This is a genomic window from bacterium, from assembly GCA_026708055.1.
Lineage (GTDB): Bacteria > Actinomycetota > Acidimicrobiia > Acidimicrobiales > CATQHL01 > VXNF01.
The window spans coordinates 19,458-30,982 of sequence record JAPOVS010000021.1; the positions used below are offsets into that span (position 1 = coordinate 19,458).

The window sequence follows — 11,525 nt, forward strand, 5'->3', positions numbered from 1 at the left end:
GCATCGGCGTGGTGTGCGCGCCGAACGGCAACTCCGGGACGACGCAGCGGCAGCGGTCCCGCAGGCCCTCGATGACGGTGTTCCACAGGGAGTCACCCATCAACACCCCGTGCAGCAACACCACCACCGGCCCATCGCCGCCGGTGTCGGAGTACATGAGGCTGGCGGACGTGGGCCCGCGAGCTGCATCCGCGGACCTCCTTGCCGGTGGGCGTCGTGCCCTATTGGGGATGCTGTTCGCGTAGCCAGTCCCGGGCGGCGTGGTGGGCGAGAGTGATGCGCCCCCAGCCTGCGGGAAGGATCATGCCGGCGCGTAGTAGTCGCTGCCGGTAGACGCCGGCGTAGCTGGTGGTGGCGCCGAGGCGGTCGGCGATGTCGGTGAGCTTCGACTCAGCGTCGTCCTGAGCCATCGCCAGTAGGAATCGTCGGTCCACGTCCGAGAGCGTTCTCCAGGTGGGGGCAAAGACCATCCGGCCAATACGCCGCTGAGCCTCGGCGATTCCTGCTGTGACGTGCTCGTCGGTGATGACCGGGGAGTTGATGTCCGCTTGCCAACTATGGAACCCGACGAGCTGGACCATGAATGCGTATCCAGAGGTTGCGGCGGCGGCGCGTTCGAGAGCTGTGGAGTCGATGGAGCGACCGTGCTGGCTGATCGGTTCGGCGATGGCGCGCCGGGTCGCCTGCGGGTTCAGTCGGTCGATGTCGTAGCGAGAGCAGCGTTGCAGGAACGTGATGGCGTCGTCGGAGAGCAGGGTGTCCTCGATCTGGGGAAGGGCGGCGCCGATGAACGCGACCGGCCGCTCCTCGCGGCGCGACACATGCTGGAGGACCGAGCCGAACTCGCGGATCTCGTCGACGTCGCCACTCTGCATCTCGTCGACGGTGATCAACAAGCCCGTCTTTTGCTCAGCGAGAGCGTCGCCGAGATCGGACAGGGCTCCCCGGAGGTCGTACTCGGCTTGGGGTGTTGGGACGGTCGCGAGTCCGACGCCGAACCCTGCGGCGGTCGCGCTGCTGAGGCGGCGCTTGGGTTCCGCCGGCCCGATTTCTTCGAGGAGATCGGATGCCGCGCGGGTGAGACGATCGGAGAGTCCCACCGATGAGGCGCTGTCGGACCGCGCGAGCCATCCCCGGCTCCGGGCGAGGTCCTCGACGGCATTGAGCATCACCGTCTTGCCGGCGCCCCGCACGCCGATGAACAGGGCTGTGTAGTCCGGATGGGTCGGACCGGCGGCGAGGGCGTCGCCCACGCTGTCGAGAATGGCGTCGCGCCCGGCAAGCACCGGTGGCGAGGTTCCGAAGCTCGGCGAGAAGGGGTTGCGGACGGCCAATCGGTTCTCCTCGCTGCTTGCGGCGCAACACGAGTCTAGCCGTTTGTGGGCTTTATGATCTTTGTTTCCTTTATTAGTTTTGAAATCTTTAGTGTTCGGGCCTCTACTGGGGGTTATATCGGATGGTGCCGACGCGGGCGGTGAGAGGATGTCGCCGCCGCCGTGGGTTTGCCAGTGTTCGACGTTCTCAGGGTCAGGCTTGCGGGTGAGGATCGCTCGGAGCGCTTCCTCCGGCGTCATGCCGTCAGGTGGGGCGATGGGCTCGTCTCGTGGTGGCGTCTAGGGTGCGGGATCCCCCTGACGAGAGGTGGACGCAGATGCGGATCACATTGACCAACGTCATCGTCGACGACCAGGCCAAGGCCGTCGCCTTCTACACCGAGGTCCTCGGATTCCAGAAGTATCACGACGTACCCGTCGGGGAGTATTCGTGGCTCACCGTGGTCTCCCCGGAGCAGCCTGACGGGCCGGAACTGCTGCTCGAGCCCGCAGCGCACCCGGCCGCCAGGGCATCCCGCGACGCTCTCACCGCCGACGGGGTCCCATCTGCACAGTTCACCGTTGACGACGTTCATGCCGAGCACGCGCGGCTGCTTGCTGCCGGCGTGGAGTTCGCTCAGCCGCCCACCGATGTCGGCACCGTTGTGATGGCGGTCTTCGATGACACCTGCGGGAACCTGATCCAGATCGTGACCCCGGCTCCAAGACCTGCATAGCGGCGCGGCCGGAGTTCACCGTGGTGGGACGTCGCTCAATCGTCCGTCCACGGGTCGAGGAGATCGACGCCCACATCGGTGAAGTCCCCGGTGTTGCGCGTTGCCACCGCCATGCCGCGGGATCGGGCTATGGCTGCAATCTGGGCATCCGCCAGGGCGATCGGGTGACCGGCGGCACGGCGATCTGCGGCGATCGCCGCATACGCACGAGCCGCATCGCTGTCGAACGGCAGGACGCGACCGGCGAATCCTCACGAATGAGGGTCCCTCTGTCGGCCTCGATGGGCCAGACTTGAGGTCTCATGAGTGCCGAGCCCGTCACGGATCGCATCTATCTTCGGGACGCCGATTGCCGGACGTTCGATGCCGTTGTCGTGGCGGTGGAGGACGGCGGGCGGGTGGCGCTGGATGCGACGGCGTTCTATGCCACCGGGGGCGGACAGCCGCATGACACCGGGACGCTGGCCTGGGACGGGGGGTCGGCGGCGGTGACCGACGTGCGGGGGCATGGGGCGGTGGTGTGGCACACGCTGGAGGGGGACGTGCCGGCGACCGGCGCTTCAGTGCGGGGGACTCTGGACTGGGAGCGGCGCTATGCGCTGATGCGCACGCACACCGCGCTGCACATCCTGTGCGGGGTGATCTACAACACCTGGGGGGCGGCGGTGACCGGGGGGAACATGGAGCCGCTGCGGGCGCGGATGGACTTCGAGTTCGGGCCGCTGCCGGAGGGGTTCGGCGCCGAGGTGGCCGAGCTGGTGAACGCCGAGATCGCCGCCGACCGCCCGGTGGAAGTGTCGTTCTGGCCGCGGGCCGCCGCGCTGTCCGACGCGGACCTGATCCGCACCAAGGTGAACCTGATCCCCGAGTCGGTGACCGAGATCCGGGTGGTGGACATCGTGGGCCTGGACCGCCAGGCCGACGGCGGCACCCACGTGGCCTCCACCGCCGAGGTGGGCCGCTTCGAGGTCACCAGGACCGAGTCCAAGGGCAAGGCCAACAAGCGCCTGCGCATCGCCCTCAGCGACGCCTGAGGCGAGCGCTGAGCCCGATCCTGGCGGCCTCCCCGGCCTCCGGTTCCGAACCACGAACTGCTCGGATTACGAACGCAAAGGTGCTCGGATTCCGAAAGAAATAGTGCTCGAATTGCGAAAGTTCAGTGCTAGGGTTGTGCGGTGATGGATCGTGTCGTGCGTCGTGTGCTGGGGCTGGTGCTGGCTCGGCTTGCTGAGGAGCCGGTGGTTGCGCTGCAGGGGCCGCGCACGGTCGGTAAGTCGACGCTGCTGGGTGAGGTCGCCGCCCGGCACGGCGTCGCGGTAATCGACCTCGATGAGCCGGCGGTGCGTGACGCGGTGAGGGCGGATCCGGGAACCTTCACAGCAGGTGCGCCGCCCGTGTGCATCGACGAGTTCCAGAAGGCTCCCGTGGTGCTCGACGCCATCAAGGCCGAACTCAACAGGCGCCTGGGGCCCGGCCGCTTCGTCCTCTGTGGCTCGACCCGATTCGACGCGCTGCCCCGTGCCGCGCAGGCCCTCACGGGACGTATCCACGTCATCGATCTGCTGCCGTTCTCCCAGGGAGAGATGGACGGTCGCGTGGAGGGCTTCCTTGCCGTGGCGATGACCACGCCCGACCTGCTGGTGAGTGCGCGTCGCTCGGCGACGAGCCGCGACGATTACATCGAACGGATCTGCCGCGGCGGGCTGCCGCTGGCCGTCGCCCGGCAGGCCGAGTCCCGCAATCGCTGGATCGATGACTACGTACGCGTCTCTCTGGCCCGCGACGTGACGGAGTTGGCGAGAATCCGCCAGGGGGCGCTGCTGCCGGCGCTGCTGCGGCGCCTCGCCGCGCAGACGGGGCAGGTCCTCAACATGGCCACTGCCGGCAGGGGTGCGGGTCTCGACCCCCGCACTGCCGAGACTTACACCAAGCTGCTGGAGGATCTGTTCCTCGTGCGGCGTCTGGGAGCGTGGGGGCGCACTCTGCGGGCGCGCACCGCCGCGACCCCGAAGATTCACGTTCTCGACAGCGGTGTGGCGGCGCGGCTGCTGGGTCTGAGCCCGGCGAGGTTGGGGCGGCTCGATCCGGCTGCGCTGAGCGAGTTCGGGCACCTGCTGGAGACCTTCGTCGTGGGCGAACTCCTCAAGCAGGCGTCCTGGACCGGCGACATCGCCGGCGTCGGCCATTGGCGGACCCACGACGGCCACGAGGTCGATCTCGTCATCGAGCACCACGACGGCTCGGTCACCGCGTTCGAGGTCAAGTCCGCCGCACGGGTCACCACGCGGGACCTCCGGGGCCTGCGAACCCTCCGGGATGCCCTAGGGGAGGGATTCAACAGCGGGATCGTCCTGCACACCGGCGAACTCACCTACCGACTCGACGACCGGATCATCGTCGCGCCCATCGACCTGCTGTGGAGCGAGCACCGCTGACGTGATCGCAACGATCGTTTCGGTCGGCTACCAGGGGCGCAGCGTCGACGAGTTGATCGACGTGCTCCGGGCCGGCGCGGTGAAGCTTCTCGTCGATGTCCGTCTGAACCCGATCTCGCGCAAGGCGGGATTCTCCAAGAACCCGCTGAGCCAGGCCCTCGCCGAAGCCGGCATCCGGTACCGCCACGAGCGGTCGCTCGGGAACCCCCGGGACAACCGTGACCCGTTCGACCGGGAGCGGTGCGAGGCCTATCTAGTGGCGAACGGCTCCGAGGTGCTTGCCGAGATCATGGAGTTGGCCAGGTCCACCCGGATCGCCCTGCTGTGCTACGAGCGCCAACACCGCGACTGCCACCGCTCGTGCATCCTGGATGTCGCCGCGCAGCAGCACGCCGTCCGTGTGCTGAAGTCGTGACCAGCCCAGGAGCGGCGGCAGCCGGGCAGCCGAGGCTCGGCGGCTGGGAGCGGCCGTGTACCTCCGCGCCGACTACACGCAGCCCAAGGCGTCGCGCACGGCGGTGATCCCGTCGAGCACATAGGTGGCAGAGCCGCCGTCGCCGATGTCGCTGCCCGGGACGTAGTCGACGTACAGCGTCCCCCCCGATGCTGCCTGGATTACGCGTGCGATGAAGTTGCTATCGGGGTCCGCGAACAGGGTGCTCGCCGATTCCTCGTTGCTCCACCAAGTGTAGAGATCCGTCTCTGGTGATTCCCATTCCGCCAGCCGGTAGGCGAGGCTAGACGAGTCGTTGTCGTAGTCGTTGAAGATCAGAAGGCTCGTACCGAAGAACACCTCCAAGGTGGTGCCTGTGCAGCGAATGACCAGGAAGTGCGGGCTCTCCCACTCATAGCCGGAGTCTGACTCTGCGGCGAGGGCGTAGCCCTCGAAGTTGCCTGCCGTGTTCGCGCCATCGAAGAATTCCCACCCGCCTGTCCCCGCTGTTCGAGCTGTGGTGTTGGTCGTGGTGTCGCCGCCAGCGGGCGAGGAGGAGCTCTGGACGCGGACGGGCCCGGTGTAGTACCACTCCCCGACCGGGGCGTCGGCAGCCAGGTGGCGGGGGCGAGGGAGGCGTTGGCCAGCCCAAGAGCCGTCCGGTTGCTGGTACTGCCACCCCAACTCGACACGACCATCCGCGAGCGGCCGAGCCATGATGCGCACGGTCCTGGAGTTGGGTTCTTGGCCGCCCACCGCCGTGGCTGGCAGGAGAACAGCGAGCGCCGTCAGGGCGACGAATGCGGGGGCGAGGCGTTTCACGGCCAGTCCTTTCGGGCGAGAACTCAACGGCGCGAAAACGAGCCGCAGCGAAAGGATGGGGCCTCAGGGTCTGGTGATATCCTCTTGGCTCAGTGAAGACATCTGTCGAAGTAGATCGAGATATTGCTGCGCAGGCGGCGGAGATTCTTGGCACGACGACGCTGCGCGACACCATCGATGCCGCGCTGCGGGAGATCGTCAACGCGCGGCGCCGGCTGGAAGTTGTGGCACTCTTGGCCGAGGAGGGCCGGTTCGATTTCGGGGCAGCCGAGCGGGCGTGGGGCCGGTGGCGGCTAGGTGGCACGGGCCACCTTCCTGGCCGACACGAGCGTCCTCGCCCGCCTCTCCAAGCTGGCGGTGGCGACTGCGGTGTCCCCGTTGATCTTCGACGGGGACGTGGCCGTCTGCGCGCCTGTGGTCTTCGAGCTCGGATTCAGCGCCCGGAACGGCGCGGATCACGAAGCGTTGCTGAGCCGGATGGACGCCTTCGAGTCGGTTCCGGTCACCGACGGCGCCCATCGACGATCCATCGACATCCAGGGCCGGCTCGCCGAGCAGGGCGGACACCGGGCGATCTCGCTGGTGGACGCCCTCGTGGCCGCTGTCGCGGAGAGCCGTGACCTGACGGTGCTGCACTACGACGCCGACTTCGAGGCCATTGCCCGCATCACCGGCCAAGCCCACCGCTGGGCGGCGGAGCGGGGCACGGCGGATTGACACCCGCCCCGGCGGGCGCCGGTCAGGGACGATCCGACTGGGTTCGCGGGCGTCCTCGGCGCTGGATGCTCACGCCCCGTCGAATTGGGGGTCAATGGCGACCGACGAATTCCCGAGAAACACGACCAGCACTGGGCTGGGGTCCCGAACGTCCAGCAGGCGTCCCTGTTCAGGGACCGAGCGCAGTGATGGGTACGACTGTGGCGCCGTCGGGGTGTTCGTAGCCGTAGCCGCCCGCGGTGATCACCAGCAAGCGGGACGGTTGGGCTGTGCGATCGGTGTCGATGTTGTCGGCTAGGCGCCTGAGCGATCGGACGGCTCTGTTGATGCCGGCCTCGCCGCCGAGCTTGATCTCCGCGGCCAGCCAGCGGCCGTCGGGTCGCCTCACGATTGCGTCCACCTCGAGTCCGTTGCTGTCCCGGTAGTGGGACAGCTCGCAGCCGGTGGCCTGGCCGTAGATGCGCAGGTCGCGGACGACCAACGACTCGAAGAGTTGTCCGGCGAACCGAAGGTCGACCATGACCGCTTCGACGGTGGAGGCCAGCGCCGCGGCGGCCAGTGACGGGTCCGCCAGATGGCGCTTCGAGGATCCCCGCAGTTGGGCGCGCGACATGATGTGCGGCTTCCATGCCGGTAGGTCCTCGATCACGAACAGGCGCTCGAGTGCCGCCACGTACGAGGCGACCGTGAGACGGTGGACCGGCCCGATGTCGGCGTCCTCGCCGTCCTCGCCGGCGGTGTCGGCTGCGAGGGTCGTGAAGCTGGCCTCGGAGGCGGTGTTGCGCGCCAGGGACTCCAGGAGGCGCCGGACGCCTGCGGGGCTGCGGGAGACGCCGTCGACGCGGGAGACGTCAGTGCGGCTGATCTCGTCGAGATAGCCCCGCAGCAGGCGCAGCGACGTGGCCTGGTCGGCGGTGGTTCTGACAAGGTTCGGCCACCCGCCGCGGCAGGCCATCTCCATGATGTCGCCGAGGCGGTGCCCGGAGTCGCCGGCGCCTCGCCGGCCGACTTCGAAGAGGCGTGCGAGCGAGACGCTCCCGCTGGATTCGCCGGACTCGAACAGGCTCATGGGGCGCATCCGCACGCGCAGCACCCGCCCGGTGCCGGAGTGGCGGGTGATGTCGTCGGGCGGGTCGGCGGACCCGGTCAGGATGAACTGTCCCGGCCGCCCCCGGTCGTCGCACGCCCGCCGCATCGGGTTCCAGATGCCCGGTGCCAGTTGCCACTCGTCGAGCAGGCGCGGCGGTGTGCCCTCCAGCAGCACCGCGGGGTCCACGTTGGCCGCCAGCCGGGCACTCACAGTTGCGTCCAGCAGTTGCTCGCTGGCCGCGAACCGTTTGGCGGTCGAGGTCTTGCCGCAGGCCCGGGGACCCTCGATCAGCACCGCAGGCGCGGCGGCCAGCGCGTCCCGCATCTCGGCGTCCACGACACGCGGGAGGTAACCGGTCGGTCCAAGATCCTCGTTCACGGCGCGTTCAGCAGATCCTCCAGCTTGTCCGGGTGCATCGAGTATAGTCTGGACATCAACTTATGGATGCTCAATACATCAATAAATAGATACTTAGAGCATTAGCGGATAGGCAGCCACCACCGACTGGAGAATTCTCCCGTCATTCCGGCGAAGGCCGGAATCTAGGCTCCGGCGACACGATTCGCGCCGCCGCAGTCGACTGCAAAGCGCCTGCTCAGCGCCTATCCGCTAACGCTCTTAATGTCTTGCCGACGATCTGAGGGGGAGAGACGGAGCGCTCGTCGGTACGATCCTCGCCGATGGGTGAGTCAGACGCTGCTGGCGGGGCTGGGCCGGCTTCGGCGCGGACTCGGGTTCGACGGGGTGCGCCGCGGGCCCGGTATGAGCGGGACGAGGTGCTGGGGATCCTGGATGCCGGGCTGATCGCGCATGTGGGGGTGACGACGCCCGATGGGCCGCTGGTGCTGCCGATGGCGTACGGGCGGGACGAGGAGCGGCTTTACCTGCACGGCGCCGCCGCGAACCATCTGCTCGGCACGGGGGAGGGCGGGGAGATCTGCGTCACCGTCACGCACCTGGACGGGCTGGTGATGGCCCGCACGCCGTTCCACAACTCGATGAACTATCGCTCGGTGGTGGTGCGAGGGAAGGCCGCGCGCATCGACGGCGAGGAGCGCAAGCGCTACGCCCTGCAGCTCATCACCGACCACGTCGTGGCCAACTGGGACACGTCCCGGCCGCCGTCGGGGATCGACCTGCGGCGGACTCTGGTGCTGGAGCTGCCGCTGGCGGAGGCGTCGGCCAAGGTGCGCACCGGCGACCCGATCGACGAGCCCGAGGACATCGCCGGGCCGTGGTGGGCCGGTGTGGTGCCCGTCAGCACCCGCTTCGAGGCGCCGGTGGTCTCCGCCGACTACACCGGTGACGCCGGGCCGCCGGCGGCGGTCGCGGATCTCGCCGGTCGCAGCCCCGACGACCGGGCGCCACCAGCCCGTAGGTAGGGGGCGCGGTGAGGTTCGGTGGCACTGTCGAGTTGCACCTGCACATGGACATCTGCATGTCCTTCGAGGCGGTGGCGTCGCTGGACCCGAGCGTCGACGCCGACGCGTACCGGCGAGACTTCGTCGGCCCGGAGCGGTTCGATTCGCTCGTCTCGTTCCTGGCGTCGACCGGCCGCCACATCGACCTGTTGCAGACCGAGCGCGGGCTGCGGACCTGCATGCGCGACCTGCGAGCGCAACTGGCGGCCGACGATGCGCTGCACGCCGAGCCGCGGTTCGCTCCCCTGCAGCACCTCGAGGGCGACCTCACTGCCCGTGAGGCGGTCGAGATCGTGGTCGAGGAGGCGCGCGACTGGCAGCGGGACGGGCTGAGCTGCGCGGTCATCCTCTGCACGCTCCGCCACTACAGCGAGGCCGAGAGCATCCAGACCGCAGAGCTCGCCACGGCGCTGCACAGCGAGGACCTGCCTGTGGCTTTCGACCTGGCCGGAGACGAGGCCGGCTACCCGCTGGCGACCCATCTGCGGGCCTTCGAGATCGTGCGTGGGGCCGGTGCGCCCTTCACGGTCCACGCCGGGGAGGCGGTCGGCGCCGAGAGCGTGGCAGAGGTGCTCGACTGCCTGCAGCCCCGGCGGATCAGCCACGGCGTCCGGTCGATCGAGGACCCCGCCGTGGTGGCCCGCCTGGTGCGCGAGGGCGTACACCTGGAGGCCTGCCCTTCCTCCAACGTGCAGACCAGCACGGCGCCGTCCATCGCCGAGCACCCCATCGACGCGCTCGCGGCGGCGGGCGTCTCGATCGGCATCTCCACCGACCAGCGGGGCATCACCGACACCACCCTCACCAACGAGATGCGCCTCCTCGTCGACGCCTTCGGGTGGGACCGGGCGGTGCTGGCACGCCGCCAACTGGACGCGCTGGAAGCCGCGTTCGTGACCGAGCCGAAGCGCGCCCGGCTGCGGGAGCGGCTCGTGGCGAGCTGGGCCTAGTGTCCTGAGTTCCAAGTTCATGAGGATATGGCGTGGCCTCAACCGTTCGCCTTGGCGCGAAACCGCTGTTGAGAGGCTTGCTAACCTCACCAGATACCTCCGCCGAACTTCCGGCTCAGGACACTAGGAGGCTGCTGAGCAATGCTCTCGACGCCCCGACACGTCATTCCGGCGAAGGCCGGAATCCAGGACTTCGCCGCCCGACCGGTGTGAGGCGTTGATTGTCCTGCAGTTTCCTGGTTGTGCATTCTGGGGTGGTGGAATCCCCGGCTCGCCTCGTGGTGGGCGTCGAGGGGTTTGGCCCCGAGGACGCTTGCCGTCTTGGTGAGGAATACTTGCCCTTCAACGACGGCTACTTCTGCCACTACTAACTGATCGCTGGTGCTCTCCGCATTCCTCCCAACCAACCGGATGAGCAGCTCCTGGGAACAAATCCGGTGTGGGATCCGGGGCCCGTGTCCGCCAGTGGGGTGTCGATATAGTCATGATTGTCGTATAAGATAGTGAGAATCTTGCTCCTGTTAGGCTATTCAATGCCGTAAGCATTATAAACGTAATCAATTGCTCGTTGAAAGTGTTGAGCATAATCTCTGTTCATCTGCTCAATTCGTTGCTGGAATTCTTCAGTTAAATTATCGGGGCTACTGATTAGAGCACCCGTATCGCAATCATATTTATATGTTACTTTGCCGAGAAGATTGCCAGATTCATCCCACAAAGAGTATATTCTTGCGACAAGTACAATACCTCGATAAAGACTTCCAATAAGCGGTCTATCATTATCGTCAGCACGTAGCACTATGCTTGTATATTCTGATATGCATCTATATTTTGCATATATATCCTCATCAGTCTCAGCTTCTGGCTCAGTCTCTACGGGTAGAGGAATCTCTCCGACTACGGGTAGGGATTCGTCTTCGTCGGTCTCGGCTGGGGCGGTTGCGCTGTTGAGTGTGAGTGGTGTGCTGGCGAGCCAGCGGCCTTGGGTGGCGGCGGGGGGCAGGAACCGGGCCCGGGGCAGGATGCGGTCCCCCCAGGCGGTTCCGTGGATGCGTTGTTGGAGGGCGAACTCGGCGCGGCCGTCGGCGACGCGGCGGGCGACTATGCGGACCTCGGTCTCGTGCTCGGAGGTCTGCGCCGAGGCGGGCGAGGTGGCGGCTAGGTGGCACGGGCCACCTTCCTGGCTGACACAAGCGTCTTCGCCGGGCTGTCCAAGCCGGCGGTGGCGGCTGCGGTGTCCCCGTTGATCTTCGACGGGGACGTGGCCGTCTGCGCGCCTGTGGTCTTCGAGCTCGGATTCAGCGCTCGGAGCGGAGTGGATCACGAAGCGTTGCTGAGCCGGATGGATGCCTTCGAGTCGGTTCCCGTCACCGACGGTGACCATCAACGATCCATCGACATCCAGGGTCGGCTAGCCGAGCAGGGAGCACACCGGGCGGTCTCCCTGGTCGACGCTCTCGTGGCCGCCGTTGCGGAGAGCCGTGACCTGACGGTGCTGCACTATGACGGCGACTTCGAGACCATCGCTCGGATCACCGGCCAGCCCCACCGCTGGGCCGTCGAGCGAGGCACAGCGGACTGACGCCGGTCTGGCGTTTACTGCTCGA

General features: G+C 67.4%; 12 protein-coding genes. 8 read left to right on the forward strand and 4 right to left on the reverse strand.

Annotated features, from left to right (window positions below):
• Positions 1-221 precede the first annotated feature (221 nt).
• Positions 222-1,334, reverse strand: coding sequence for an ATP-binding protein (locus OXG55_03125; protein MCY4102251.1), 1,113 nt, complete (start codon positions 1,332-1,334; stop codon positions 222-224).
• 317 nt (positions 1,335-1,651) lie between these two features.
• Between OXG55_03125 and OXG55_03130 the strand changes: the two genes are divergently transcribed.
• From OXG55_03130 to OXG55_03145, 4 genes are all read left to right on the forward strand, one after another.
• On the forward strand, positions 1,652-2,050 hold the full coding sequence (locus OXG55_03130) for a VOC family protein (GenBank protein MCY4102252.1): 399 nt from the start codon (positions 1,652-1,654) through the stop codon (positions 2,048-2,050).
• A 302-nt stretch (positions 2,051-2,352) separates the two neighbouring features.
• On the forward strand, positions 2,353-3,084 hold the full coding sequence (locus tag OXG55_03135) for an alanyl-tRNA editing protein (protein MCY4102253.1): 732 nt from the start codon (positions 2,353-2,355) through the stop codon (positions 3,082-3,084).
• Between the two features lie 144 nt (positions 3,085-3,228).
• Positions 3,229-4,485, forward strand: a complete 1,257-nt coding sequence (locus OXG55_03140) for an ATP-binding protein (protein MCY4102254.1) — start codon at positions 3,229-3,231, stop codon at positions 4,483-4,485.
• Between the two features lies 1 nt (position 4,486).
• Positions 4,487-4,900: a DUF488 domain-containing protein gene (locus tag OXG55_03145; GenBank protein MCY4102255.1), complete on the forward strand. Its 414-nt coding sequence runs from the start codon at positions 4,487-4,489 to the stop codon at positions 4,898-4,900.
• Positions 4,901-4,972: 72 nt separating this feature from the next.
• Here the strand turns inward: OXG55_03145 and OXG55_03150 are convergent, their stop codons facing one another.
• Complete coding sequence (locus OXG55_03150) at positions 4,973-5,740, reverse strand: hypothetical protein (GenBank protein MCY4102256.1); 768 nt, start codon at positions 5,738-5,740, stop codon at positions 4,973-4,975.
• Positions 5,741-6,037: 297 nt separating this feature from the next.
• Here OXG55_03150 and OXG55_03155 point away from each other — a divergent pair, with 297 nt between their 5' ends.
• A complete protein-coding gene (locus OXG55_03155) occupies positions 6,038-6,457 on the forward strand; it encodes a PIN domain nuclease (protein MCY4102257.1) in 420 nt (139 codons plus the stop codon).
• Between the two features lie 169 nt (positions 6,458-6,626).
• On the opposite strand, the gene OXG55_03160 is transcribed toward OXG55_03155, so the two are convergent.
• On the reverse strand, positions 6,627-7,925 hold the full coding sequence (locus OXG55_03160; GenBank protein ID MCY4102258.1) for a DUF4143 domain-containing protein: 1,299 nt from the start codon (positions 7,923-7,925) through the stop codon (positions 6,627-6,629).
• 302 nt (positions 7,926-8,227) lie between these two features.
• Between OXG55_03160 and OXG55_03165 the strand changes: the two genes are divergently transcribed.
• Entirely contained in the window at positions 8,228-8,929 is a 702-nt protein-coding gene (locus OXG55_03165) for a pyridoxamine 5'-phosphate oxidase family protein (protein MCY4102259.1), read from the forward strand.
• Between the two features lie 8 nt (positions 8,930-8,937).
• Positions 8,938-9,918 carry an adenosine deaminase family protein gene (locus OXG55_03170; protein MCY4102260.1) on the forward strand — a complete coding sequence of 327 codons (981 nt, stop codon included), beginning with the start codon at positions 8,938-8,940 and terminating at the stop codon, positions 9,916-9,918.
• Positions 9,919-10,444: 526 nt separating this feature from the next.
• Here the strand turns inward: OXG55_03170 and OXG55_03175 are convergent.
• Positions 10,445-10,717: a hypothetical protein gene (locus tag OXG55_03175; GenBank protein ID MCY4102261.1), complete on the reverse strand. Its 273-nt coding sequence runs from the start codon at positions 10,715-10,717 to the stop codon at positions 10,445-10,447.
• Positions 10,718-11,080: 363 nt separating this feature from the next.
• On the opposite strand from OXG55_03175, the gene OXG55_03180 reads away from it, so the two are divergent.
• Entirely contained in the window at positions 11,081-11,500 is a 420-nt protein-coding gene (locus OXG55_03180; protein MCY4102262.1) for a PIN domain nuclease, read from the forward strand.
• Positions 11,501-11,525: the final 25 nt, after the last annotated feature.

Excerpts from the sequence above, each read along its gene's own strand:
- OXG55_03130 (MCY4102252.1), top strand. The coding sequence starts at position 1,652 with ATGCGGATCACATTGACCAACGTCATCGTCGACGACCAGGCCAAGGCC.
- OXG55_03135 (MCY4102253.1), top strand. The coding sequence starts at position 2,353 with ATGAGTGCCGAGCCCGTCACGGATCGCATCTATCTTCGGGACGCCGAT.
- OXG55_03140 (MCY4102254.1), top strand. The coding sequence starts at position 3,229 with ATGGATCGTGTCGTGCGTCGTGTGCTGGGGCTGGTGCTGGCTCGGCTT.
- OXG55_03165 (MCY4102259.1), top strand. The coding sequence starts at position 8,228 with ATGGGTGAGTCAGACGCTGCTGGCGGGGCTGGGCCGGCTTCGGCGCGG.